We start from the raw sequence: 24,940 nt of genomic DNA on the forward strand, positions 1-24,940 counted from the left end.
GAATTGCCAATCGTGGCAATCGAATGGCAACACCGCTGATGTGCGCTCGCGCGTAGTGCGATCGAGGCCGTCGGAGGCTGGATTAGAGGAGTTGAGCATGCCAGGTAAAGCGTTGTTCATTCTGCTCGGTGGGCTGCTGGCGTTGCCGCTGCATGCCGAGCAGGCGGTTCGCCAGGTGCCGGCGCCAGGCATCCAGCGCATCTACGTCAGTCCGGGCGCCAGCGGCAGCATCGAAAGCTCGTCGAGTTCGCAGGGCTATGACGGTTACGGCGGCGCCCAGGTTCCGCGCCGTTACGAGCAGGGATCGAGCACGGTGATCATCGATTCGTCCGGCGGCAATGGCGGTATCCGCCAGAGCATCGAATACCCCAATGGCGTGGCGTACCCGGTAAACCCCGGCACGCGGTCCAGCAGTCAGCGTCAGTCTTATCCCTGACGAGGGGATGGCGCGGGTGGCAGGGGATCAGTGCGGGTCGTCGCGGACCAGGCGCGATTTGCGCAAGCCGCCCTCGCAATAGAAGAGGCCAGTATCGCCGCGCAAATGATAGAGGGTGGCGAGGAATGCCGAACTGGTGCGTCCTACGGATAGGCTGCGGAGCTTGTGATACGCCCACAACCAGTCTTTGTGCTCTGCCTTGCTCATGGAATCGTCCTTGATTCTGTAGGAAATACGGGTTCCAGCAAGGGACATTAGTGGCCGAACCAGCGAAGCGCAAGTTTGCTTGTCGCGCCCTGGGCTCTGGCAAGCCGTATTCAGCCATTCGCAGCCCCGGCGCGGGCTTCCTCGACGTACTCCTTGAGCCAGCGCAGCACCTCCACCGCATCCCAGCGCGAGGGGTCGAACATGGCATAGGCCTGGCCCTGGTAGCCGACCACATCCAGCGGGCGGTGATAGCCGGCGCGCTGCAGCAGCGCCTCGATCTCGGCGAAGCAGGTATTGAAGTGCGCTCGCGAGAAAGGCGTCTTGCCCTCGGTGACCAGCCCTTCGAGGTGCAGTTCGGCGACCGCCTCGCTGACTTCCTCCACGGACATGTGGTTCACGGTGTATTTCATCTGACGGATGTCCACCATCGCTTTCGCTCCTGTTCCCGTTCCTGTTCCGAATCGCATCGGCCGCGCCTTTCGTCGTCGTGGCGGGATGATCGCAAAATACTGTATGCATGAACAGTATTTTGTCGCTACTATCGGATCGCTGGCTGACTGAATCAATGGCTTGCCCCGTCAACCGGGCCTTTCAGGTTTGCGGGGCTGCGTCGGAAGAAGAGGAACGCGTGATGCTGCAAGGAAAATCACTGATGCTCTGCGCCATCCTGGCTCTGCTCGCCGGTTGCGCCGAGCCACCGGCGGAAGAACCCAAGGCCAATGGCGCCTATCTGGTCATCGACGGCCAGGATGCCTGGGCCGTGCTCATTTCCGATGGGCGACGTATCGAAGAGCGCGGCACCGTGCGCGATGCCATCCGTCTGCCCAGGGCCCATTCGGCGGTGGCCGCCAGCTATGTGATCGACACGCCCAATTGCGGCCGCCTGCAATGGCTCACCGAAAGCCGCGACGGAGCGGCCGGAAGCACGCGCCTGCTGGCCGCCGACGGTGACGCGGGAGACCTTTCAGCCTGCCGTATCCGGACCGCTCTCAGTCGAATGTGGACGGCTCTGGATTATTCCGGCTGACATCGCTGTGTTTCACATCCTTTTCACACAAGAGGGGTATGTTAGAACCATCGCTAAAGGACTAGCGCCCCAATAAAGAACCCGCCTCTGGCGGGTTTTTTATTGCCCGGAATTCGTGGCTCCGATTCGCGCTTCCGCTCCGACAGGAGCATCCCCGGAGCGTCAGTCAGCGTTGCAGGCGCGTGCGATGCGCTGCTATAGGCAGGGGCTTTGCGCGCCTCGGCGGGCCCCTGGTCGGGGCGCATCGCCGACAGCGCGTTGCTTGCAGGGCGGTTGTGGCCGCCGGTGGTGCGGGGGAACGTCGCTGGCGTATCCGATTGACGCAACGGGCGCCGGTCGCGGGCGCCCGTCGTCGCTCGGGCGGATCACTCGGCCGGGCGGTAGACCTTGGCGAAACGCTGTGCCTGAACCACGCCGTAATCGCCCGGCGCGTATTGCATCACCCAGTCGCCGGCCTCGCCGCGCAACACGTCGCCGGCCGCCGAGCGAGCGATGCTGAAGGACTCGTCCATGCGCCGCGCCAGCACCACCGCCGGGCGATTGCGGTAGGCGCCCGGCTGGCCGTGGGCCAGGCCTTCGCCGGCCGGCAGGTACTTGGCGTCGAAACGCTCGCGGGAAACCACCCAGCGGTCGCCGGTGGAGCCGGTGATCAGTGCGTCGCCCGGTTGATAGCGGTTGGCGCCTTCCAGGCTCATCAACTCACCGGGAGCCTCGGCGAAAGCCACGTCCACGGTTTCATCCTTCACATAACGGCCGGCCTCGGCATCGCTGCGCAGGTCGAGGTTTTTCAGTTCAAGCATGGTCGGTCCCGAGAGGGAAAACAGGGGGCGCAGAGCATAGCGCGGCGGCTGGCGTGTCGCCATCAGCCCTTGGCAACCTGGAACGCCTCGCCGGTGGCGAAGAAGGCGCCGCCGGCCTGGTAGTGGATGGTGCGCAACTGGTCGTCGGGGAAGTGCCAGCGGCCGTTGGAGAACGCACGCTCGTCCGCGTAGGCGGCGACCACCTCGGCGATGAACAGGTCGTAGCGCTGCTGGTTGTGCGGTTCGTCGATCACCCGGCATTCCAGGTAGGCCAGGCAGCCCTCGATGATCGGCGCCTCGACGCAACGGGCGCGCGCCGTGGCGATGTCGTAGCGGGCGAACTTGTTCAACTCGCCGCCGTTGCACGAGCCCACGTCCACGGTCAGCTCGGCCTGGCGCCGCGACGGCAACTGGATGACGAAGGCGCCGGAGCCCTCCACCAAGTGGCGCGACCAGGTGTTGCGGTCGAGGACCAGCATCAGCTTGGGCGGATCGAAGTCCAGCGGCATCACCCAGGCCGCCGCCATCACGTTGGCGACGCCTTCGTGCTCGCTGGTGACGAGGGTGGACGGGCCATGGTTGAGCAGCAGGTAGGCCTTAGCCAGGGGGACGTCTTGCAGGTGCTTCATGCGGGGCCTCGCAGATCAGAGTAACAGGCCATCGACCGGTTCCAGCGCTGCCGGCAGCTCGTGCTCGCCGAGGATCTCCAGCACGGCGATCTCCAGGTTGCGGCTCATGGCGTCCAGCGGCAGGTCGTTGGGCTGGGTGTCGAACGGGTCGGCGATCTGGTCGCCGAGGGCGTCCAGGCCGAAGAAGGTGTAGGCCAGCACACAGACCGCCAGCGGCGTGAACCAACCGATGCTGTCGACCAGGCAGAACGGCAGCAGGAAGCAGTACACGTGGACGATGCGGTGCAGCATGAGGATGTACGGATAGGGAATCGGCGTGCCCTTGATCCGCTCACAGCCGCCGAGCACATAGGACAAGCGGCTGATCTGCAGGTCGACATTGGCCAGCAGCATGTCACTGGCGCCGGCGTCGCGGCCAGCCTCGGCGAAACGCCGGCCGAGCAGTGCGAGCAGGGCGTTGGCCGGGTTCGGCGTCTGCGCCAGGGCGGCGGCGTCGGCGCCGAGCAGGCGGCGGGCGTCTTCGCTCTGCGCCTGGCCGCGCAGGTGGTCGCGCAGCACGTAAGCGAAAGCGCCCAGATGGTTGGCCAGCCGGCGGCGGCCGCCATCATCCAGGCCGGGCAGCAGCGACAGGCTTTGCCGCGCCAGGTTGCGCGACACGATCAGCAGTTCGCCCCAGAGCGTGCGGGCCTCCCAGAAACGCTGGTAGGCGACGTTGTTGCGGAAGCCGAGGAAGATCGCCAGGGTCAGGCCCCAGAGGGTGAAGGGCGTGGAGGTGATCACCACCTTGTAGTGGTAGAGGGTGCCGTGGGTGGCCACCACCAGCGAGCTGAGCAGCACCGTGTAGAGCACCTTGCGCCAGATCGCCGGGATGATCGAACCCTTGAGGGAAAACAGCAGAACCCAGAGCGTCGGGGTTTGCGGGCGGAGGATCATGCGGCGGCTTCCAGGCAGTGCGGGGGCAAGGCGGCATCATAGCCGAGATGGCCACCGCCTTGCCGCCCTCCCTGGTTCGCGTCCCTTGGCGCCTCGGTCGGCTCGGCGGCTAGCTGTCCTGCCTTCGCGCAAAGACCACGGCGGAAGCCTTGCCCTCGCGCCCGAGCCCCGGCCGGCGGTGGGCCAGCTCGTAGAGCTGGCGGACTTCGGCGAGCATCGGGCTAAGGGCGCCGGACAGCAGCGAGATACCGTTGGGCAGCGGCGTCTGGTCAGCATTGTCTTCGAGCAGGCGTAGCAGCGTGAGCAGGGTGGAGAGACGGCGCTCGGCGGTTTCCAGCAGGTGCTCGACCGGCGCCAGGCGGTTGATGAAAAAGACGTCGTCGTAGGGTTGCGAGAGCGTGCTGAGGGGCGTGAACTCAGGCATGGCGCACCTCCGGGGTCGGATCGGGGAGGGCTGCCAGCGCGGGGTGGGGCACGTGCGTGAAAGGGGGATAGCGCATCTTATGGAGCTCCTTGCTAGTTGAGATCCCCTTCATCCGCTGCGAATCGGATTGGGAGGCGGATCGTGCGAGGTTCGCAGTACCGGCTAGCAAGGGCCCGGCCAGGCGTTAGCCTGCCTCACACGATCCACCATAGATGCACCTTCGTATCAGGCACAAAGCTCTAATACGTGGTGGCTATGGCGCTACCGCGGCCTTGCTAGATATCCGGGGCTGCGATCCCCGGTCACGGGATTGACCGTGACGAGCAGGAGCCTAGCGAGGGCATGTGTAGGCCCTCAAGGGTAAATGGTTGTGGGAAATTTCGCAGCCGACGTTGGCCGGGATGATGGGTATCGCTGCGCTCAACGCCATCCTACGTCCCCGGTCACCCCACCGTGCCGCACCCGTAGGATGGGTTGAGGGACGAAACCCATGCGGTGCTGGCATAACACGATGGGTATCGCTGCGCTCAACACCATCCTACGTCCCCGGTCGCCCCACCGTGCCGCACCCGTAGGATGGGTTGAGGGACGAAACCCATGCGGTGCTGGCATAACACGATGGGTATCGCTGCGCTCAACGCCATCCTACGTCCCCGGTCGCCCCATCGTGCCGCAGCCGTAGGATGGGTTGAGGGACGAAACCCATGCGGTGCTCGCGTAACACGATGGGTATCGCTGCGCTCAACACCATCCTACGTGGGGTTACCCTGCCCGGTCCTGCCGGGGGCGGGCGTAGGATGGGTTGAGGCGACGAAACCCATGCGGTGCTGGCGGGCGGGGCTTGGGCTCAACCCTGCTGGTACAGCTTGACGATGGCGGAGAAGTCCAACTGGCCGTTGCCCTGGGCGCTGAAGGCCTGGTAGAGCTGCTGGGCGAGGGCGCCGAGCAGCACTGGCTGGCGCACCTGGCGGGCCGCTTCGCTGGCCAGGCCGAGGTCCTTGAGCATCAGGTCGCTGCCGAAGCCGCCGCTGTAGCCGCGCGCCGCCGGGGCGCCGGTGAGCGGGTTGTTCACTTCCGAGCTCCAGCAGCGGCCGCTGGAGGTGTTGATGATGCCGGCCAGCACCTCCGCGTCCATGCCCAGCTTGACGCCCAGGGACATGGCTTCGGCGACGCCGATCATGCTGATGCCCAGCAACAGGTTGTTGGCCACCTTGGCGACCTGGCCGTTGCCGGCGCCGCCGCAGTGCACGATATTCTTGCCCATGGCCGCGAGCAGCGGGCGGGCGCGCTCGAAGTCGACCGTTTCGCCGCCGACCATGAAGGTCAGGGTGCCGGCGCTGGCGCCGGCGGTGCCGCCGGAGACCGGCGCGTCGAGCATCGGGTTGCCGTGGGCCTTGGCCGCTGCCGCGACCTCGCGGGCGCTGTGCGGGTCGATGGTGGAGGAGTCGATCAGCAGTACGCCGGGCTGGACCTTGGCCAGCAGGCCGTTCTCGCCGAGGTAGACCTGTTTCACGTGCTGCGCCGCCGGCAGCATGCTGATGATCACCTCGACATCCGCCGCGGCCAGTTCCGCCGGCGAGCCGACGCGCTGCGCGCCCTGGGCCACGGCGGTCCGCACGGCGGGTTCGGAAAGGTCGAAGACGCTCAGGTCGAAGCCGGCCTTGAGCAGGTTGGCGGCCATGGGGCCGCCCATGTTGCCGAGTCCGATGAAGCCGATACGCATGGGGTTTTCCTCTTGTTCTTGTGGGGACGCGCAGGGGCCGCCCCGGCGGCGCCGGTCACCTGGGAGCTTCCCGCGCCCAGGTCCGGGGTAGCGCCGCGCGGGCGGTTCTTTCCGCTGCCGTGGCTATTTGAGGTGGATGGTGGTGTTCACCGCGCCGCCCACGTCGTTCTCGTCGAACCAGCGTTCGGTGACGGTCTTGGTCTGGGTGTAGAACTGCACCACCTGCTTGCCGTAGGGGCCGAGGTCGCCGAGCTTGGAGCCGCGCGAGCCGGTGAAGGAGAACATCGGCACCGGCACCGGGATGGGCACGTTGATGCCGACCTGGCCGACGTCGATCTCTTCCTTGAAGTGGCGGGCGGCGGCGCCGGAGCGGGTGAACAGCGCGGTGCCGTTGCCGTTGGGGTTGGCGTTGATCAGCTCGATGGCCTCGTCGAAGGTGTCGGCGTGCATCACGCAGAGCACCGGGCCGAAGATTTCTTCGCGGTAGACGCTCATCTTCGCGGTGACGCCGGAGAAGATGGTCGGCGCGACGAAGTTGCCCTTGGCATAGCCGGCTACCTGCGGGTTGCGGCCGTCCAGTTCGAGCCTGGCGCCTTCCTGCACGCCGCGTTCGATCAGGCCGCTGACGCGGTCCAGGGCGGCGCAGGAAACCAGCGGGCCGACGTCGGTGCCGGCTTCGGCGCCGCCGCTGACCTTGAGGGTCTTGGCCTTTTCCACCAGCGCCGGCAGCCACTGCTGCGCCTCGCCGACCAGGATCACCACCGACAGCGCCATGCAGCGTTGCCCGGCGGCGCCAAAGGCCGCGCCGGCGATGGCGTTGAGGCTCTGCTCCATGTTCGCGTCGGGCAGCACGATGGCGTGGTTCTTCGCGCCCATCATGCACTGCACGCGCTTGCCGGCCTGCGAGGCGCGGTTGTAGACGTGGGTGCCGACGCGGGTCGAGCCGACGAAGGAGACGGCCTTGATGTCCGGGTGGTCGCAGATCGCGTTGACCGCGTCGGCGCCGCCGTGGATGACGTTGAGCACGCCCGGCGGCACACCGGCTTCATGGGCCAGTTCGACCAGGCGCATGGTCACCATCGGGTCTTGCTCGGAGGGCTTGAGGACGAAGGTGTTGCCGGTGGCGATAGCCATCGGGAACATCCACAGCGGGATCATCGCCGGGAAGTTGAACGGGGTGATGCCGGCGCAGACGCCCAGCGGTTGCAGCAGGGTGAAGGTGTCCACGCCGCCGGCGACGTTGTTGGCCAGCTCGCCCAGTTGCAGGTTGCCGATGGCGGCAGCGTGCTCGACCACTTCCAGGCCGCGGAACACGTCGCCTTCGGCGTCGGGCAGGGTCTTGCCCTGTTCGGCGGTGAGGATCGCCGCCAGTTCCTTGATGTGCTCGCGGATCAGTTGCTGGTACTTGAGGAAGATCCGCGCGCGGGTGCCGATGGGGGTTTTCTTCCAGGTCTTGAAGGCGGCCTTGGCGCTGGCCACGGCGCGCTCGATTTCCTCGGCGGTGGCGAAGGGCACGCGGGCCAGGACTTCCTGGGTGGCGGGGTTGATCACTTCGCGCCATTCGCGGGTGGTGGACTCGACGGGCTGGCCGTCGATGAAGAGTTTGACCGTGGGGACGGCAGCGGTAGAGGTAGTCATCGGAACTCCAGCCTGCGGCGGTTTGTTGTTATAGGCCCTTGGGGCATCCCTCAAGGAGGTTGGATTGATCCTAGCAGTGCATTTTTAGTGAACTCAATGCGGTGATGTGCAAGCATGCTCTGCGTTTTTGCACAGTGAGAGCCGTCATGGACTGGGACAACCTGCGTTTCTTCCTCGAACTTTCCCGCGCCGGCAAGCTCACCGTGGCTGCGCGGCGCCTGGGCGTCGACCACACCACGGTGGCGCGGCGGCTGCAGGCGCTGGAGAAGAGCATCGGCGCGCAATTGCTGGTGCGCGAGCCGGCCGGCTACCGCCTGACCGAGGCCGGTCACGGGCTGTTGCCGCAGGCCGAGGCCATGGAGAGCGCCTGCAAGGTGATCGAGAAGCGCCTGGCCGGCGCCGAGGACAACCTGTCCGGCAAGGTGCGCATCGGCGCCACCGAGGGCTATGGCTCGACCCTGCTGACCTCGCAACTGGTGGAACTGAATCGCCGCCACCCGCACCTGGGCGTCGATCTGCTGGCGGTGCCGCGCGCGCTGCAGCTATCGCGCCACGAGGCGGACATCGTCATCACCCTGGAGCGCCCGGGGCGCGGGCCATACCTGATCACCCGGCTGACCGATTACGTGTTGCGCCTGTATGCCTCGCGCGACTACCTGGCCGCGCGCGGGCCGATCGAGACGCGCGACGACCTGCGCGACCACGCCCTGGTCGGCTATGTCGACGATCTGCTCTACAGCAAGGAGCTGCAGTACCTCGATGAGCTTGGTCGGCCGCTGCACATGGCCCTGCGCTGCACCAGCATCCTCGCCCAGCAGCGGGCGGTGGCGGAGGGCGCCGGCCTGGCGATCCTGCCGGCCTTCGCGGCCAGCGAAGACCCGGCGTTGCAGCCGGTGCTGGGGGGCGAGATCGAGTTCGTGCGGACCTTCTGGATGCTGATGCCCACGGAACTCAAGGACATCGCGCGGATGCGCACCACCTGGGACTTCCTCCGCGAAAAGGCCGAGGCCAGCCAGGACGTGCTGATGGGGCGCCTAGAGTAATGCCCTGGCCCGTGAGCACTGGCCGAACGCAGGGCGGATAAGGCGGAAGGCTTTATCCGCCGCACTGGCCGTTGGCGTCCTGCGCGCGGCAGGTCCGCGCGCAGGACGGATCAGGCGGTCAGGCCAGGCCGACGTAGAGGTTCTGCACGTCGTCGTTGCCGTCCAGGGCGTCGAGGAAGGCTTCGACTTCTTCCAGTTCGGCGCCGGAGAGGCTCACCGGGTTCTTCGCCCGGTAGCCGAGCTTGGCCGAGGCGACGCTGAAGCCGAACTCGGGCAGGGCGCGGCACACGGCGTCCATGTCGGTGGCTTCGGTGAGGAACAGGGTGGCGCCTTCTTCGGCGGGCTCGAAGTCCTGGGCGCCGGCTTCGATGGCGGCCAGTTCCGGGTCGGCGTCGGCGCTGTCGGGGGTGGCCTCGACCATGCCCAGGTAGTCGAAGTCCCAGGCCACCGAGCCGGAGGTGCCGAGCTGGCCCTTGCGGAACAGCACGCGGATTTCCGCCACGGTGCGGTTCACGTTGTCGGTCAGGCATTCGACGATCACCGGCACGCGGTGCGGGGCGAAGCCTTCGTAGACGACGCGCTCGAAGCTGGCGCCGCCGTCGAGCAGGCCGGCACCTTTCTTGATGGCGCGCTCCAGGGTGTCGCGCGGCATCGAGGCCTTCTTGGCCTGTTCGACGACCAGGCGCAGGCGTGGGTTCATGTCCGGATCGGCGCCGTTGCGCGCGGCGATCATGATTTCTTTCGACAGTTTGCCGAACACGCGGCCCTTGGCGTTGGCTGCGGCTTCTTTATGTTTGGCTTTCCACTGGGCGCCCATAGCGATCTCTTGGCTGGGGGTTCATGTTGGGCGGCAAGTCTAAGCGTTGCCGCGGCCGCTGGCGATCTCCGGCGGATTCAACGGTCGGCGTCGGCCTGCCGGGTGAGGAAGTCGTGCAGGCGCCCGTCCAGCGAGTGGGCGACGTTGAAGCGCATCCAGGGCACCGTGCGCCCGTCGGGCATGAACAACTGGCCGGGGAACAGCAGGATTCTTTCCTCCTTGGCGCGGCTGGCGAGGACCGCGGCGTCCGCCACGGCCGGGTGGCGGGCCCAGAGGAACAGCCCGGCGCGCGGTTCGTGGAAGAGTTCCAGGCCGGCGGCTTCGAGGCGCCGGGCCACGCTTTCGTGAGCCTCGGCGAGCTGCTCGCGCAACTGCCGCACGTGCTTGCGGTGGCGGCCCTGGAGGAGGATGTCGAGGGCCAGGGTCTCGGTGATTTCCGAGCTGGTCAGGCCGCTGACCATCTTCAGCGGCAGCAGCTCCTCGATCAGCTCCGGGTGGGCGGCGATGAAGCCGACCCGCAGCGCCGGCGCGATGACCTTGGACAGGCTGCCGATGTAGATCACCCGGGCCAGTTGGTCGAGGCCGGCCAGGGCCAGTTGGCCGCCCGGATCGAGGTCGGCGTAGATGTCGTTCTCGACGATCAGGAAGTCGTACTTCTCCGCCAGTTGCAGCAGGCGGTGGGTGGCGGCCAGCGACAGGCTGCCGCCGGTGGGGCTTTGCAGGCGCGCCTGGGTGAAGAACACCTTGGGCCGGTGGCGTTGCGCCAGTTCTTCCAGGCGTGCCAGGTCGAGGCCGTCGGCGCTGCGGGGCACGCCGAGCAACTGCGCGCCCTGCAGGCGCAGGTTGAGGAACAGGTTGTGGTAGCCCGGTTCGTCGACCAGCACCGCGTCGCCGCGCTGCACCAGGTAGCGGCTGACGATGTCAAGGGCCTGGCTGGCGCCGCTGGTCAGCAGGATCTGTTCGGCGTTGGCGGCGACGCCGGCGTCGGCCAGGCGGTCGGCCAGTTTGCCGCGCAGGCGTGCATTGCCCTTGCCGTGGCCGTAGTTGCCGAAGCTGCTGGGCGTCTCGCGGGCCAGGTTGCGCAGGCCGCGCAGCAGGCCTTCGCCGTCCAGCCAGTGTTCTGGCAGCAGGCCGACGCCGGGGCGCAGCTCCATGCCCAGCGGCTGGAACACCTTGTGCAGCAACAGCTGCGCGTCGAAATCGAACTCCGGGGCGGGCGCTTGCGCTGGGTTTTCCTCGGGCGCCAGGCCGCGGACGAAGAAGCCGGCGTTGGGCACCGCGTTGAGGCAGCCGCGCGCCACCAGGCGGTCATAGGCATCGACCACGGTGAAATGGCTGACTCCGTGGGTCTGGGCGAACTTGCGGATGGAGGGCAGCTTGGCGCCGGGACGCAGGCGATGCTCGTCGATGGCGCGGGCGATGCCGTCGACGATCTGGTTGACCAGCGGCGTATCGGCGGCGGGGTCCAGCAACAACATGAAGAAGTCCGTCTGTGAGTGGGGGAGAACTGTACGGGTCCGACGGCCATAACAGAGTGGCCGGCAATCCCTCGCTGCTGTGCATGGCGCGGGACGCCGCGAGTGCGCACCATCCGTGTCGTGCCCGCGGCGTCCCGCCGGGCGCATCGACAAGCAGACAGGACCCGCCATGCGTGACACAGAGTACAACATCGACCGCCGTGAGATTTCCGCCGAGGAGTGGGAGGCGCGCTGCGAGCTGGCCGCGCTGTACCGGCTCATCGCGCATTTCCGCATGACCGACATGATCGACACGCACATTTCCGCGCGCGTACCGGGCGAAGCCGGGCGCTACCTGATCAATCGCTATGGCGTGCTCTTCCATGAAATGCGCGCCTCCGACCTGGTCAAGGTCGACCATGCCGGCGACGTGGTCGACCCGCGCCTGGGCCCGGACAGCGTCAACCGCGCCGGCTTCAACATTCACTCGGCGGTGCATGCGGCGCGCCCCGACGTGGCTTGCGTGGTGCATACCCATACCTCTGCCGGCATCGCCGTCGCGGCCCTGGAGGAAGGCCTGCTGCCGATCAGCCAGCATGCGCTGAAATTCCACCGCCGCCTCGGCTACCACGACTACGAAGGCATCGCCCTCGACCCGGACGAGCGCACGCGCCTGGTGCGCGACCTCGGCCCGCACATGGCGATGATCCTGCGCAACCACGGCCTGCTCGCCGCCGGGCGCAGCGTCGCCGAGGCGTTCAACCAGATCTATTTCCTCGAACGCGCCTGCCAGGCCCAGGTCGCCGCGCTGGCCGGCGGCCGCCCGTTGCGCTTCCCGCCGGAGGCCGTGCGCGAGCGGGTCGCGGTGCAGGAAGAAGAAGCCCTGGCCGGCGGCCTGCACCTGCTGGCCTGGCAATCGGCGCTGCGCCTGATCGGTGAGCAGGAAGCCGACTACCGCCGCTGAATCCCTTCGCGTACCGGCCCCAGAAGCCGGACGCGGACTCCTGCGTGCTTGAAATCTGCCAACAACAACTATCAAGAGGTGGACATGAAACATTCGATGATCGCGGCCGCGCTGATGAGCCTGGCTTCCGGCGCCATGGCGGCCGACCTGACCGTGGTGTCGTTCGGCGGCACCAGCAAGGACGTGCAGACCCGCGCCTTCTACCAGCCGTTCGCCAAGGCCAGCGGCAACAAGGTGGTCGCCGGCGAGTACAACGGCGAGATGGGCAAGATCAAGGCCATGGTCGACACCCACAGCGTCAACTGGGACGTGGTCCAAGTCGAGGGCCCGGAGCTGCTGCGCGGCTGCGAGGAGGGCCTGTTCGAACCGCTGGACGCCGCGCGCCTGGGCAAGGCCGAGGACTTCGTGCCGGGGACCTTCAGCGATTGCGGCGCCGGCCTGCTGGTCTGGTCGATGGCCATGGCCTACGACGGCAAGCGCCTGAGCAGCGCCCCCACCGGTTGGGCGGATTTCTGGGACCTGCAGAAATTCCCCGGCAAGCGCTCGCTGCGCAAGGGCGCCAAGTACACCCTGGAGATCGCCCTGATGGCCGACGGCGTGGCCAAGGCCGATGTCTACAAGGTGCTGGCCACGCCGGAAGGCGTCGACCGCGCATTCCGCAAGCTCGACCAGATCAAGTCGAGCATCCAGTGGTGGGACTCGGGGGCCCAGCCCATGCAGTTCCTCGCCAGCGGCGACGTGGTCATGAGCACCGCCTACAACGGCCGGGTCTTCGCCGCGCAGAACGAAGGCGCGCCGATGAAGGTGGTGTGGAATGGCAGCCTCTACGCCATCGACGCCTGGGCGATCCCCAAGGGCAGCCCGAACAAGCAGGCCGCCGAGGACTTCATCGCCTTCTCGCTGCGCCCCGAGCAGCAGAAGATCCACACCGCCGAACTCGGCTACGGCTCGATCAACCGCAACACCGAGAAGCTCCTCGACCCGGCCCTGGCGCAACGCCTGAACACCTCGCCGGCCAACCTGGCGCAGGCGGTGCCGGTCGACTTCGCCTTCTGGGTCGACCACGGCGAGGAGCTGGAGCTGCGCTTCAACGCCTGGGCGGCGAAGGCCAACTAGCGCTCAGCCTCGACGCCAGACACTGGCCAGCCAGGGCTGTTGCTCACGCGGCAGCCCGGCGGGCCGGTAGTAGTGTTCCAGGGCCTGGAAGCCGGCGCCTTCGAGCAGCGCCTGCCACTGTTGCCAATCGTGGTAGGCGCCGTAGCGCGGGCCGTTCCAGCCCTCGCTATTGTCGCCGCGCGGGTTGGAGGCGAAGAGCACGCCGCCGGGCTTCAGCGCCGCGTGCAACTGGCCGAGCACCCGCGGCAGCTCCTGGCGCGGCACATGGAACAGGCTGGCGTTGGCGTAGATGCCATCGAAGCGCTGCGCCGGCAGGTCGAGGGCGAGGAAGTCCTGCTGCCAGACCTCGCAGCCACTCTCGGCGCGGGCCATCTCGACGAAGCGCGGGCAGCCGTCCAGGCCCACCGGCGCATGGCCGAGCGCCTTGAAGGTACGCAGGTCGCGCCCCGGCCCGCAGCCGAAATCGAGCAGGACGAAGGGCGCTTCGGCGTGGATATGCCGCAGCAGGGCGGCGATGTTCTGGCTGACGTCGTGGTCGCGGGTGCCTTCGCGGAAGGCGTCGGCGCTGTCCTGGTAGTGGGCCAGGGTCAGGCGGGTGATCTCGCGGAGGGTCTGGTCGTCGAGGGGCATGGCGAAGGCGCTGAGCAGGGGGACGGGCGCCCATTCTACGCCGGTCGGCGCTGCGCGCCGACAGCGCCAATGGCTGGCGTGTGCCACCCGCAGGATGGGTTGCGGAACGAAACCCATGCGGGGTGGCGGAGATTGATGGGTATCGCTGCGCTCAACGCCATCCTACGTGCGTTCAATTCGCGGGATGGGTTGAGGAACGAAACCCGTGCGGGGTGGTGGAAATTGATGGGTATCGCTTCGCTCAACGCCATCCTACGTGCGTTCAATTCGCAGGATGGGTTGAGGAACGAAACCCATGCGGGGTGGTTGAAATTGATGGGTATCGCTGCGCTCAACGCCATCCTACGCGCGTTCAATTCGTGGGATGGGCTGAGGGGCAAAACCCATGCGGGGGGCGGCGGAGGTAGACGGGGTGGTTTCAGCGGACATAAAAAAGCGCGGCGTACCCCGAAGGGTAGCCGCGCAAACACGCTCAACAGGTTGTCAGAACTGCTCGGCTGCCAGTTCGTAGAGGCTTGCGCTGCCGGCCCGCACGGCGCCGGCCAGGGAGTGGATGCGCGGCAGCAGGCGGCTGAAGTAGAAGCGCGCGGTGGCCAGCTTGCCCTGGTAGAAGTCATCGCTCGCGCCGGCCGCGATCCGGGCCGCGGCGCTGCGCGCCATGCGCGCCCACATGTAGGCGTAAGCGGTGTAGCCGAACAGGTGCAGGTAGTCGACCGCCGCCGCACCGACTTCGCGCGGGTCTTCGCCGGCGCGTTCGCGGATGTGTTGGGTCAGCGACTGCAGCAGGGTCAGGGCGTCGAGCAGCGGCGCGCTGAACGGGTCCTGCGGCGCGGCGTCGGCGAAGGCGCGGATTTCCTGGGCGAACAGGGCGAGCAGTTCGCCGCCGTTGGCCAGCACCTTGCGACCCATCAGGTCGAGCGCCTGGATGCCGTTGGTGCCTTCGTAGATTTGCGCGATGCGCACGTCACGCACCAGTTGTTCCTGGCCCCACTCGCGGATGTAGCCGTGGCCGCCGAACACTTGCTGGCCGAGCACGCAGCTTTCCAGTCCGGTGTCGGTGAAGAAGGCCTTGGCCACCGGGGTGAGCAGGGCCACCAGACCTTCGGCGCGGACGCGCTCGTCGGCATCGTCGGCGTACTTGGCGATGTCCAGTTGCTCGCCCAGGTAGGTGGCGAACGCGCGGCCGCCCTCGGTGAGCGCTTTCATGGTCAGCAGCATGCGCCGCACATCGGGGTGCACGATGATCGGGTCGGCGGCCTTGTCCTTGGCCTGCGGGCCGGTCGGCGCGCGGCTCTGCAGACGCTCGCGGGCGTAGGTCAGGGCGCTCTGGTAGGACATCTCGGCGCAGCCGATGCCCTGGATGCCGATCGACAGGCGCTCGTAGTTCATCATGGTGAACATGGCCGCCAGGCCCTTGTTCGCTTCGCCGACCAGCCAGCCGGTGGCGCCGTCGAAGTTCATCACGCAGGTGGCCGAGGCCTTGATGCCCATCTTGTGTTCGATGGAGCCGCAGGACACGGCGTTGCGCGCGCCCAGCGAGCCGTCGTCGCCGACCAGCACCTTGGGCACCAGGAACAGCGAGATGCCGCGCGAGCCGGCGGGGGCGTCGGGCAGCTTGGCCAGGACCAGGTGGATGATGTTCTCGGTGAGGTCCTGCTCGCCGCCGGTGATGAAGATCTTGGTCCCGGTGATGGCGTAGCTGCCGTCGGCCTGCGGTTCGGCGCGGGTGCGGATGAGGCCGAGGTCGGTACCGGCATGGGGTTCGGTCAGGCACATGGAACCGGCCCAGGCGCCGGCGTACATGTTCGGCAGGTATTTCGCCTTCAGCGCTTCGCTGGCATGGGCGTCCATGGCCAGGCAGGCGCCGGCGGAGAGGGTGGAGTAGAGGCTGAAGCTGGCGTTGGCCGCGTACATCATTTCCTCGAACTGCACCGAGAGCATCTTCGGCATGCCCATGCCGCCGTGTTCCGGGTTGCCGGCCAGGCCGACCCAGCCGCCTTCGGCGTAGGTGGCGTAAGCCTCGCGGAAACCGGCCGGGGTGCTGACGGCGCCGTCCTGCCAGCGCGCGCCTTCCTCGTCGCCGCTGCGATTCAGCGGGGCGAGCAGGCCGCCGGTGATCTTCGCCGCTTCTTCGAGGATGGCCTCGGCGGTATCGCCGTCCACGCGCTCGGCCAGGGCCGGCAGGCGTTGCCAGAGGGCAGGGGCGGCGAAGACGTCATTGAGCAGGAAGCGCATGTCGCGCAGCGGAGCTTTGTAGTCAGGCATGGCGATACCTCATGGCCCCGGCCGTGGCCGGGGTGCGTACGAATGAGTGTCGCGGCCTCGCGGCCGCGTGGAGGGATTCAGAGTTTCTGTGCCCAGTCGCGCAGCACGTACTTCTGGATCTTGCCGGTGGAGGTCTTCGGCAGTTCGGTGAAGACCACGGTCTTCGGCACCTTGAAACCAGCCAGGTGTTCGCGGCAGAAGGCGATGATCTGCGCCTGGTCGGTGTCGGCGTGACCGGCCTTGAGGGTGACGAAGGCGCAGGGCGTTTCGCCCCAGCGCTCGTCCGGCCGCGCCACCACCGCTGCCTCCAGCACCGCCGGGTGGCGGAACAGCACGCCCTCGACCTCGATGGTGGAGATGTTCTCGCCGCCGGAAATGATGATGTCCTTCAGGCGGTCGCGGATTTCAATGTAGCCGTCCGGGTGGCAGACAGCCAGGTCGCCGGTGTGGAACCATCCGCCGGCAAAGGCTTCTTCGGTGGCGCTGGGGTTCTTCAGGTAGCCCTTCATCACGGTGTTGCCGCGCATGAAGATTTCGCCGATGGTCTGGCCGTCGCGCGGCACCGGTTCGAGGGTTTTCGGATCGGCGACCATGACCCCTTCCAGGGTCGGGTAGCGCACGCCTTGGCGCGACTTGATGCGTGCCCGGTCGTCCAGCGACAGGGCGTCCCATTCTTCGTGCCAGGCGCACACGGTCACCGGGCCGTAGACCTCGGTGAGGCCGTAGACGTGGGTGACGCGAATGCCCATTTCCTCCACTGCGCCGATCACCTTGGCCGGCGGGGCGGCGCCGGCGACCATGGCGTGCACCGGATGGTCGATGGAGGCCTTGGCCGAGTCGGGCATGTTGATCAACGCATTGAGCACGATGGGCGCGCCGCACAGGTGGCTGACCTGGTGCTCGCGGATCAGGGTGAGGATCTTTTGCGGATCGACCCGGCGCAGGCACACGTGGGTGCCGGCCAGCGCGGTGACGGTCCAGGGGTAGCACCAGCCGTTGCAGTGGAACATCGGCAGGGTCCACAGGTACACCGGGTGCTGGCCCATGGACCAGGTCATCTGGTTGCCCAGGGAGTTCAGGTAGGCGCCACGGTGGTGGTAGACCACGCCCTTGGGGTTGCCGGTGGTGCCGGAGGTGTAGTTCAGCGAGATGGCGTCCCACTCGTCCTGCGGCCAGCTCCAGGCGAATTCCGGGTCGCCTTCGGCGAGCAGGGCTTCGTAGTCGAGGTTGCTGACCGCCTGGCCTTCGCCGTATTCCGGGTCGTCGACATCGATCACCAGCGGCGGCTGCGAGAGCATGCCGAGGGCGGAACGGATGACGTCGTGGAACTCGCGGTCGGTGATCAGTACCTTGGCTTCGCCATGCTGCAGCATGAAGGCGATGGCTTCGGCGTCCAGGCGCACGTTGAGGGTATTGAGCACCGCGCCGATCATCGGAATCGCGAAGTGCGCTTCGAGCATTTGCGGGGTGTTCGGCAGCATCACCGCCACCGTGTCGCCGCGGCCGATGCCGCGCCAGGCCAGGGCCGAGGCCAGGCGCCGGCAACGCTGGTAGGTTTCGCGCCAGGTACGGCGCAGGCTGCCGTGGATCACGGCGGTGCGTTCGGGATAAACGCTGGCAGTGCGTTCGATGAAGCTGAGGGGAGTCAGCGCTGTGTGGTTGACGCTGGCAGGCGCGAGACCCTGATCGAAGATCGACATGAGAACACCCTGTGGCTGATTGTTAGCTCATTATTTTCTTGCCGGTGCGGAGGCAGTCCGCCCGGTTGGTGGGTGATTTATAGCAACGTGGAAATGGATATGGAAGTACAACCATACGCTTATGGTATAAATACTAGATACCTATAAGACCCAGTCGGAAAGCCCTCATGCCTCACCTCAATACCCTGGTCCGCCTGCTTCGCGAAGCGGCGCCGCTGGGCGCCCAGGCCGACGCGTTGCTGGCCCTGTGCCGGGCGCGGCCGCAGGTGGCGCGCGCGCTCTACCTGACCTGGCAACCGCGCTCGCGCAGCTACGAGGCGGTCGGTGGCGGCGAGCGCCTGCCACCGGGCGCCGGCGATCCGCTGCAGGCCGATGACGACGCGCTGCATGCGCGCCTAGGCGCCTGCCGGCAACTGCCGCTGGAAACGCTGATGGCGGTGCCGGGCTGGCTCGGCGGCCGTCTGCGCCGCGCCGGCTGGAGCCATGGCCTGGCGCTGGTGCTGCCATTGCGCGGCGAGCCTGGTGTGCTCCTGCTGGCCACTGACGAGGCCGCCGGTTCGGCCTGGCTGGATTGGCTCGGCGAGCTGCTCGGCGAGGTCCTCGCCCTGGCCGGCGGCGCCCGCCGCACCGCGCCCTTGCTCGCCGCCGAACCGCTGCCGGCGCTGTTGCTGGACGCCCAGGCGCGGCGCCTGGATGGCAACCCGGTGTTCGACCGGCTGGCCGCCGAACTGGGTCTCGACGACCCGCGCGCGCTGCTGCCGGCCAATCATGTGCAACTGCTGCGCGGCTGCCTGGAGCAGGCCCGCGCGTTGCAGGACGCGCCCAGCGAGGTGGCTGGCCGGCAGTTCCTCTGGAGCTTCATTCCCGATGTCGGCAACGGCGAGGTGCTGGTGCGCGGCCGCGAGGCCAGCGCGCAGATCCAGGGCGAACGCGAAGCGGCCAAGGCGCGGCGGCTGTACCGGCAGATCATCGAGAACACCACGGACCTGATTTCCCGGCGCACCCTCGACGGCATCATCCTCGACGCTTCGCCGGCCTCCTGGACGCTGCTCGGCTACTGGCCGGAGGAACTGCGCGGCCAGCCGGCGCTGCCGCTGCTGCATCCGCAGGACCGCGAGCGCGTGGCGCGCAGCACCCGCGACGCGCTGGAGCAGGACGGCTACGTGACCCTGACCTATCGCCTGCGCCACCGCGACGGCCGCTACCTGTGGTTCGAAACCGCCAGCCGGGCCATCCGCGAGACCTACACCGGCGCGGTGGTCGAGGTGGTCAGCGTGTCCCGCGACATCACCGCGCGGGTCCGCGCCGAGGAGAACCTGCGGCGCCTGGCCGAGGTGGTGGAGGCGAACACCGACCTGGTGCTGTTCGTCGATCCGGCCGGCCGCCCGACCTACTTCAACCCCTCGGCGCGGCGCGCGCTGAACCTCGACGGCGAAGCCATTCCGGCGAGCCTCGACGGGCTCTTCGACGACGCCCTGCTGCGCCAGTTGGAGCGCGACGGCTGGCGCTGCGCCGACGAACGCAGCGTGTGGCAGGCCGAGGGCTACCTGCGCCCGCGCGGCGAGCGGCCGCCGCTGCCGGTTTCGCTGGTGCTGCTCGGCCATCGCGCGGCCGGCGGCGAGCGCTACTACTCGCTGGTGGCGCGCGACATGACCGAGCGCGAACTGCGCGAGAACCAGCAGCGCCGCCACCAGGACGAACTGGCGCACACCGCACGCCTGGTCACCCTCGGCGAGCTGGCCTCGGGCATCGCCCACGAGATCAATCAGCCGCTGGCTGCGGTGGTCAACTACGCCGGCGCCAGCCAGCGCTACCTGCAGAGCCTCGGCAGCAACCCCGACGCGGCGCAGCGCGTGGCCCAGGGCCTGGCGCGCATCACCGAGCACGCCAACCACGCCTCGGAGGTGATTCGCCGCCTGCGCGCCTTCCTGCGCAAGGGCCAGCGGCGCCTGCAGGCGCTGGACATCAACGAGCTGGCGCGCGAATCGCTGGGCCTCTGCGCCTGGGAGGCGGGGCAGGGCAAGGTAGCCATCGAGCAGGCGCTGACGGACAATCTGCCGCCGGTGTACGCCGACCGCGTGCTGCTGGAACAGGTGTTCCTCAATCTGCTGCGCAACGCCATCGAGGCCAACCGCGAACGCCATGCCGGCGCGCCCTCGGCGATTGTCATCGGCTCGGCGCTGGAGGCCGACGGCCGCCTCTGCGTGTGGGTCGAGGACGACGGCCCCGGCGCCTCGGCGGAAACCCTGGAACGCATGTTCACGCCCTTCTACAGCAGCAAGCCGGATGGCTTGGGCCTGGGCCTGTCGATGAGCCGGGGCATGGTCGAAGGCTTCGGCGGCACCTTGCAGGCGCACCCGGCCGAGGGTGGCGGATTGCGCCTGGAATGCCGCCTGCCGGCGGCCGGCGAGGGGGCGCGCAGGGCATGAACGAATGGCAAGGGGGAAAGGCGATGGACGTGTCGCAAGAGACAGTGGTGTATGTGGTGGACGACGACCAGGGCATGCTCGATTCGACCGTCTGGCTGCTCGAATCGGTGGGCCTGAAGGCGCTGGCCTTCACCAGTGGCCGCGATTTCCTCGACGCCTGCTCGACCGAGGCCCACGGCTGCGTGCTGCTGGACGTGCGCATGCCCGGCCTGGGCGGGTTGAGCGTGCAGGAAGAGATGCGCCGGCGCGGCATCGAGCTGCCGGTGATTTTCGTCAGCGGCCACGCCGACGTGCCCATCGTCATCCGCGCCTTCAAGGCCGGCGCGGTGGACTTCATCGAGAAGCCCTACAACGAACAACTGCTGCTCGACAGCGTGCAGCAATCGCTGCAATCGCGCGCCCACCAGCACGCCTCGCGCGCCGGCCTCGGCGAACTCGACGAACGCCTCGCCGCGCTCACCCCGCGCGAGCGCGATGTGCTGCTGCCACTGGTGCGCGGCTACACCAACCGCGAGATCGCCGAGCAACTGGAGATCAGCGTGAAGACCGTCGACCTGTACCGCGCGCGGGTGATGAAACGCATGCGCGCGGACACCCTGGCCGACCTGGTCGGCATGGCCATCGCCGCCGGGCTGGTCGATCCCCTGCGCCTGCGCGCGGAACTGACCGAGGCCTGACCCCAGGCCGCAAGCCACCCCACGGGCGCTGCAACCGTAGGATGGGACGAGCGAAGCGATTCCCATGCTGTCGGTGAGCGCGGCATGGGTATCGCGCTGCGCGCTCAACCCATCCTACGAAGCTGACCGAGGCTTGACCCCAGACCGCAAGCCACCCCACGAACGCGGCAACCCTAGGATGGGACGAGCGAAGCGATTCTCATGCTGTCGGTGAGTGCCGCATGGGTATCGCGCTGCGCGCTCAACCCATCCTACGAAGCTGACCGAGGCCTGACCCCAGGCCGCAAGCCCCCCACGAACGCGGCAACCGTAGGATGGGGCGAGCGAAGCGATTCCCATGCTGTCGGTGAGTGCCGCATGGGTATCGCGCTGCGCGCTCAACCCATTCTACGAAGCTGACCGAGGCCTGACCCCAGGCCGCAAGCCCCCCACGAACGCGGCAACCGTAGGATGGGACGAGCGAAGCGATTCCCATGCTGTCGGTGAGTGCCGCATGGGTATCGCGCTGCGCGCTCAACCCATCCTACGAAGCTGACCGAGGCTTGACCCCAGACCGCAAGCCCCCCCACGAACGCGGCAACCGTAGGATGGGACGAGCGAAGCGATTCCCATGCTGTCGGTGAGCGCGGCATGGCAACCCGGGGGATGGCGCTACGCGTATGAAAAAAAGCCCCGGCCTGGCGCCGGGGCCGGGTCGCCGTTTGCGACCCAAGGTTCGGGCTCAGGCGGCGCTGGGGCTGACGATGATCTTCACGTTGTGCTCCTTGTTGTTCACCAGCTCCTCGAAGCCGCGCTCGACGATCTGCTCCAGGCCGATGCGTCCGGTCACCAGCGGGGTGATGTCCAGGCGGCCGTCGGCGATGAAGGCGATGACGTCGGCGAATTCGCCGTTGTAGGCCAGGGCGCCGAGCACGTGCTTCTCGGTGGCCACCAGCTCGAAGAAGTTGAACGCGCTGGGCTCCTCGAAGATGCCCACCAGCACGCAGGTGCCGGCCTTGCGGATGGCGTCGATGGCCAGCTTGGCGGTGTGCTTGTTGCCGATGCACTCGAAGCTGATCTCGGCGCCGAGGCCGTCAGTGAGCGCGCGGATTTCCGCCAGCACGTCGCATTCGTTGGGGTCGAGCACATGGCTGGCACCGACTTCGCGGGCCTTGGCCTTGCGCGCCGAGGACATTTCCAGGGCGATCACCTGGGCCGCGCCGGCGGCCTTGGCGCACATGATGGTGCACAGGCCGATGGTGCCGGCGCCGACCACCACCACGCTGCGCCCGAGCAGGCTGCCGGCCTTTTTCACCGCGTGCATGCCCACCGCCAGCGGCTCGATCAGCGCGCCGGCCTCGGCGGGAAAGTCCGCCGGCAGCTTGTACAGCAGGTTGGCCGGGACGTTGACCCATTCGGCGAAGGCGCCGTTGTTCATCAGCCCGGTGAAGGCCAGGTTCTCGCACAGGTTGTACAGGCCGTGGCGGCAGTAATGGCAGGTGCCGCAGTGCTGGCAGGCGTCGGCGGCCACCACTTCGCCGGCGCTGAAGCCGCTGACGCCGTCGCCGAGCTTGACGATTTCGCCGCAGAACTCGTGGCCGAGGATGCACTGGCCCTTGATGCCGGTGAGCGGGTGCGGCGCCTCGACCGGGATGAACACCGGGCCGGCGACGTATTCGTGCAGGTCGGAACCGCAGATGCCGCACCAGTGCACGCGAATCTGCACCCAGCCGGGTGGCGGGTCGCCGGGCAGCGCCACGCTTTCCACGCGGATGTCGTGGCGTCCGTGCCAGACCGCCGCGCGCATGCTGTTCGGGGTGTTCGGGGATGCTCTCATGTCGCTTCTCCTGTGCGCCCGGCCGCCTGGCCGGGCGCTGCTTGGCCGAGGGTGGGGGTCAGTGGCGGGCGAGGAAGTCCAGCAGCAGGGCGTTGACCGTGTCGGCCGCTTCCATCTGCAGCATGTGCGCCTGGCCGGGGAGGATGTGCACCTCGGCGCTCAGGCCGTCGGCGTGGCTGGCCGGGATGATGGCGTCGGCGTCGCCCCAGAGCAGCAGCGCCGGCAGGCCGCCGTCGAGCGCCGGGCGCCGGTCGATCTGCTGGCGGCCGCCGCCGAAGAGGTGCTCGGCGAGCTGGCGCAGGGCGCTGTCCACGCCTTCCAGGCGCTTGTACTTGAGCATGTCTTCGAGCATCTGCCGGTTGACCAGCGCGGGATCGGAGAACAACTGCACCAGCTGCGGCTTGAGCGCATTGCGGTTGGCCGCCGCGACGAAGCCGTGCAGGTAGTCGCCGTTGATCTCGGCACCCAGGCCGGCGCTGGCCAGCAGGCTCAGCGAGCGCACCCGGCGCGGCGCGCGGCGCGCCACGTCGAGGGCGACGGCGCCGCCCATGGAGTGCCCGGCCAGGTGCGCGCGTTCGATGTCCAGGTGGTCGAGCAGGGCCAGCACGGCATCGCTGAGTTCCTCCAGGTCGCCGCGGCGCAGCGCCTTGCTCGATTCGCCGTGGCCCGGCAGGTCGAGGGCGATGACCCGGCGCTCGGCGGCCAGCGCTGCATGGTTGAACAGCCAGTTGTTCAGGTCGCCGCCGAAGCCGTGGATCAGCAACAGCGGCTCGCCGCCCTCGCCGCGCTCGAAATAGCGCAGGGTCAGGCCGTCCAGTTCGACCTTCCGTGGCGCCGGTCCGCTGGCCGCCTCGGCGTCGCCGCCGGGAACGAACTCGGCCTGGAAGCGTTCCACCAGTGCGTCGATTTCCGCTTCGCTGGCCTCGCCCTCGACCACCACGCCGAGCAGCGCGCCCACCGGCAGGGTTTCGTCCTCGCGCGCCACCTGACGGCGCAGCACGCCGGAGAAGGGCGCCTCGACGCTGCTGGAAATCTTGTCGGTCTCCACGTCGAGTACCGCGTCGCCTTTGGCGATGGGCTCACCGGGCTGCTTCAGCCAGGCGTCGATGCGTCCCTCGGTCATCGACAGGCCCCACTTGGGCATGGTCAGGGTGTGGATACGGCTCATGCCACCTTCCTCCCTTCCAGCAGCGCCAGCACCGTTGCCTCGATCTTCGCCGCGCTGGGGATGTAGAGGTCTTCCAGGGCGTCGGAGAAGGGCACCGGGGTGTGCGGCGCGGTGACCATGCGGATCGGCCCGCGCAGGGCGTCGAAGGCTTTCTCGGCGACCAGCGCGGAGATGTCGGTGGCCAGCGAACAGCGTGGGTTGGCTTCGTCGATCACCACCAGGCGGCCGGTCTTCTCCACGCTTTCGAGGATGCTGTCCTCGTCCAGCGGGCTGGTGCTGCGCAGGTCCAGCACCTCGCAGGAAATGCCCTGGCGCGCCAGGCTGGCGGCGGCGTCCATGGCCAGGTGGACCATGCGCCCGTAGGTCACCAGGGTCACGTCGTCGCCGTCGCGGAGGAAGTTGGCCTCGCCGAAGGGCACGCTGTATAGCTCTTCCGGCACCTCGCCCTGCATCGAGTAGAGCAGCTTGTGCTCGCAGAAGATCACCGGGTCGTTGTCGCGGATCGCCTGGATCAGCAGGCCCTTGGCGTCGTACGGCGAGGACGGGCAGACCACCTTGAGGCCGGGGATGTGCGTCCACAGCGAGGTGAGCATCTGCGAGTGCTGGGCGGCGGCGCGCAGGCCGGCGCCGACCATGGTGCGGATCACCAGCGGGGTGACCGCCTTGCCGCCGAACATGTAGCGGAACTTGGCGGCCTGGTTGAGGATCTGGTCCAGGCAGCAGCCGGCGAAGTCGACGAACATCAATTCGCACACCGGGCGCAGGCCACGGGTCGCCGCGCCGACGGCGGCGCCGACATAGGCGATCTCCGACAGCGGGGTGTCCAGCACGCGGCCGGGGAACTGGTGGTAGAGGCCCTTGGTGACGCCGAGCACGCCGCCCCAGGCGTCATCCTCGCCGGGCGCGCCGGCGCCGCCGGCATTGTCCTCGCCCATGATGAACACGCTCGGATCGCGGCGCATTTCCTGGGCCAGGGCTTCGTTGATGGCCTGCTGGTAGCTGATCTTTCTAGCCATGGTGGCTCTCCTCTGGTTGTTCGGT

The 24,940-nt window shown here is 67.9% G+C and carries 23 protein-coding genes; 7 read left to right on the forward strand and 16 right to left on the reverse strand.

All coding sequences use genetic code 11. The features are described from left to right. Window positions 1-97 precede the first annotated feature (97 nt). The gene (locus BLQ74_RS15070; protein WP_090263520.1) at window positions 98-436 is read left to right on the forward strand and encodes a hypothetical protein; all 339 of its coding nucleotides are present in this window, start codon (window positions 98-100) and stop codon (window positions 434-436) included. Between the two features lie 27 nt (window positions 437-463). Here the strand turns inward: BLQ74_RS15070 and BLQ74_RS15075 are convergent, their stop codons facing one another. Together BLQ74_RS15075 and BLQ74_RS15080 are read right to left on the reverse strand one after the other, a co-directional pair. Then, window positions 464-643, reverse strand: coding sequence for a hypothetical protein (locus BLQ74_RS15075; RefSeq protein ID WP_090263522.1), 180 nt, complete (start codon window positions 641-643; stop codon window positions 464-466). Window positions 644-753: 110 nt separating this feature from the next. Continuing rightward, window positions 754-1,071, reverse strand: a complete 318-nt coding sequence (locus BLQ74_RS15080; protein ID WP_090263524.1) for a transcriptional regulator — start codon at window positions 1,069-1,071, stop codon at window positions 754-756. Window positions 1,072-1,160: 89 nt separating this feature from the next. Between BLQ74_RS15080 and BLQ74_RS15085 the strand changes: the two genes are divergently transcribed. Beyond that, window positions 1,161-1,670 (forward strand): hypothetical protein, encoded by a 510-nt coding sequence (locus tag BLQ74_RS15085; RefSeq protein WP_244507204.1) that lies wholly within the window; start codon window positions 1,161-1,163, stop codon window positions 1,668-1,670. 365 nt (window positions 1,671-2,035) lie between these two features. On the opposite strand, the gene BLQ74_RS15090 is transcribed toward BLQ74_RS15085, so the two are convergent. From BLQ74_RS15090 to BLQ74_RS15115, 6 genes are all read right to left on the reverse strand, one after another. Next, entirely contained in the window at window positions 2,036-2,470 is a 435-nt protein-coding gene (locus tag BLQ74_RS15090) for a PGDYG domain-containing protein (RefSeq protein ID WP_090263528.1), read from the reverse strand. 62 nt (window positions 2,471-2,532) lie between these two features. Beyond that, complete coding sequence (locus tag BLQ74_RS15095) at window positions 2,533-3,099, reverse strand: flavin reductase family protein (protein ID WP_090263531.1); 567 nt, start codon at window positions 3,097-3,099, stop codon at window positions 2,533-2,535. Between the two features lie 15 nt (window positions 3,100-3,114). Next, window positions 3,115-4,032: a bestrophin family protein gene (locus BLQ74_RS15100; protein ID WP_090263534.1), complete on the reverse strand. Its 918-nt coding sequence runs from the start codon at window positions 4,030-4,032 to the stop codon at window positions 3,115-3,117. 109 nt (window positions 4,033-4,141) lie between these two features. After that, window positions 4,142-4,456 carry a hypothetical protein gene (locus BLQ74_RS15105; protein WP_090263537.1) on the reverse strand — a complete coding sequence of 105 codons (315 nt, stop codon included), beginning with the start codon at window positions 4,454-4,456 and terminating at the stop codon, window positions 4,142-4,144. 847 nt (window positions 4,457-5,303) lie between these two features. Further along, on the reverse strand, window positions 5,304-6,179 hold the full coding sequence (gene mmsB / locus BLQ74_RS15110) for a 3-hydroxyisobutyrate dehydrogenase (RefSeq protein ID WP_090263539.1): 876 nt from the start codon (window positions 6,177-6,179) through the stop codon (window positions 5,304-5,306). Window positions 6,180-6,302: 123 nt separating this feature from the next. After that, entirely contained in the window at window positions 6,303-7,817 is a 1,515-nt protein-coding gene (locus BLQ74_RS15115) for a CoA-acylating methylmalonate-semialdehyde dehydrogenase (RefSeq protein WP_090263541.1), read from the reverse strand. Window positions 7,818-7,963: 146 nt separating this feature from the next. Here BLQ74_RS15115 and BLQ74_RS15120 point away from each other — a divergent pair, with 146 nt between their 5' ends. Beyond that, window positions 7,964-8,860, forward strand: a complete 897-nt coding sequence (locus BLQ74_RS15120) for a LysR family transcriptional regulator (protein ID WP_090263543.1) — start codon at window positions 7,964-7,966, stop codon at window positions 8,858-8,860. Window positions 8,861-8,978: 118 nt separating this feature from the next. Here BLQ74_RS15120 and BLQ74_RS15125 read toward each other — a convergent pair whose 3' ends face one another. Beyond that, entirely contained in the window at window positions 8,979-9,677 is a 699-nt protein-coding gene (locus BLQ74_RS15125; protein ID WP_090263546.1) for a YebC/PmpR family DNA-binding transcriptional regulator, read from the reverse strand. Window positions 9,678-9,754: 77 nt separating this feature from the next. After that, a complete protein-coding gene (locus tag BLQ74_RS15130) occupies window positions 9,755-11,155 on the reverse strand; it encodes an aminotransferase-like domain-containing protein (protein ID WP_090263548.1) in 1,401 nt (466 codons plus the stop codon). A gap of 169 nt (window positions 11,156-11,324) precedes the next feature. On the opposite strand from BLQ74_RS15130, the gene BLQ74_RS15135 reads away from it, so the two are divergent. Together BLQ74_RS15135 and BLQ74_RS15140 are read left to right on the forward strand one after the other, a co-directional pair. Continuing rightward, entirely contained in the window at window positions 11,325-12,098 is a 774-nt protein-coding gene (locus BLQ74_RS15135) for a class II aldolase/adducin family protein (RefSeq protein ID WP_090263550.1), read from the forward strand. Window positions 12,099-12,182: 84 nt separating this feature from the next. Then, window positions 12,183-13,214 carry an ABC transporter substrate-binding protein gene (locus tag BLQ74_RS15140; RefSeq protein WP_090263552.1) on the forward strand — a complete coding sequence of 344 codons (1,032 nt, stop codon included), beginning with the start codon at window positions 12,183-12,185 and terminating at the stop codon, window positions 13,212-13,214. Window positions 13,215-13,217: 3 nt separating this feature from the next. On the opposite strand, the gene BLQ74_RS15145 is transcribed toward BLQ74_RS15140, so the two are convergent. The 3 genes from BLQ74_RS15145 to BLQ74_RS15155 all read right to left on the reverse strand — a co-directional run bounded on the left by BLQ74_RS15145 (window position 13,218) and on the right by BLQ74_RS15155 (window position 17,809). Further along, window positions 13,218-13,844: a class I SAM-dependent methyltransferase gene (locus BLQ74_RS15145; RefSeq protein WP_090264025.1), complete on the reverse strand. Its 627-nt coding sequence runs from the start codon at window positions 13,842-13,844 to the stop codon at window positions 13,218-13,220. A 483-nt stretch (window positions 13,845-14,327) separates the two neighbouring features. After that, window positions 14,328-16,109, reverse strand: a complete 1,782-nt coding sequence (locus BLQ74_RS15150; RefSeq protein WP_090263554.1) for an acyl-CoA dehydrogenase C-terminal domain-containing protein — start codon at window positions 16,107-16,109, stop codon at window positions 14,328-14,330. Window positions 16,110-16,186: 77 nt separating this feature from the next. Next, window positions 16,187-17,809, reverse strand: coding sequence for an acyl-CoA synthetase (locus BLQ74_RS15155; RefSeq protein ID WP_090263557.1), 1,623 nt, complete (start codon window positions 17,807-17,809; stop codon window positions 16,187-16,189). A 167-nt stretch (window positions 17,810-17,976) separates the two neighbouring features. Here BLQ74_RS15155 and BLQ74_RS15160 point away from each other — a divergent pair, with 167 nt between their 5' ends. Both BLQ74_RS15160 and BLQ74_RS15165 read left to right on the forward strand, forming a co-directional pair. Next, window positions 17,977-20,238 carry a PAS domain-containing sensor histidine kinase gene (locus BLQ74_RS15160; protein ID WP_090263559.1) on the forward strand — a complete coding sequence of 754 codons (2,262 nt, stop codon included), beginning with the start codon at window positions 17,977-17,979 and terminating at the stop codon, window positions 20,236-20,238. A 23-nt stretch (window positions 20,239-20,261) separates the two neighbouring features. Continuing rightward, the gene (locus BLQ74_RS15165) at window positions 20,262-20,915 is read left to right on the forward strand and encodes a response regulator transcription factor (RefSeq protein ID WP_090263561.1); all 654 of its coding nucleotides are present in this window, start codon (window positions 20,262-20,264) and stop codon (window positions 20,913-20,915) included. Window positions 20,916-21,636: 721 nt separating this feature from the next. On the opposite strand, the gene BLQ74_RS15170 is transcribed toward BLQ74_RS15165, so the two are convergent. The 3 genes from BLQ74_RS15170 to BLQ74_RS15180 all read right to left on the reverse strand — a co-directional run bounded on the left by BLQ74_RS15170 (window position 21,637) and on the right by BLQ74_RS15180 (window position 24,915). Next, window positions 21,637-22,701 (reverse strand): 2,3-butanediol dehydrogenase, encoded by a 1,065-nt coding sequence (locus BLQ74_RS15170; RefSeq protein WP_244507215.1) that lies wholly within the window; start codon window positions 22,699-22,701, stop codon window positions 21,637-21,639. A gap of 88 nt (window positions 22,702-22,789) precedes the next feature. Further along, window positions 22,790-23,899, reverse strand: coding sequence for an acetoin dehydrogenase dihydrolipoyllysine-residue acetyltransferase subunit (locus tag BLQ74_RS15175; RefSeq protein ID WP_090263565.1), 1,110 nt, complete (start codon window positions 23,897-23,899; stop codon window positions 22,790-22,792). After that, on the reverse strand, window positions 23,896-24,915 hold the full coding sequence (locus BLQ74_RS15180; protein WP_090263567.1) for an alpha-ketoacid dehydrogenase subunit beta: 1,020 nt from the start codon (window positions 24,913-24,915) through the stop codon (window positions 23,896-23,898). The genes BLQ74_RS15175 and BLQ74_RS15180 overlap by 4 nt, the downstream gene beginning before the upstream one ends. Window positions 24,916-24,940 lie beyond the last annotated feature (25 nt).

It is taken from the genome of Pseudomonas panipatensis, from assembly GCF_900099785.1.
Classification (GTDB): Bacteria; Pseudomonadota; Gammaproteobacteria; order Pseudomonadales; family Pseudomonadaceae; genus Pseudomonas; species Pseudomonas panipatensis.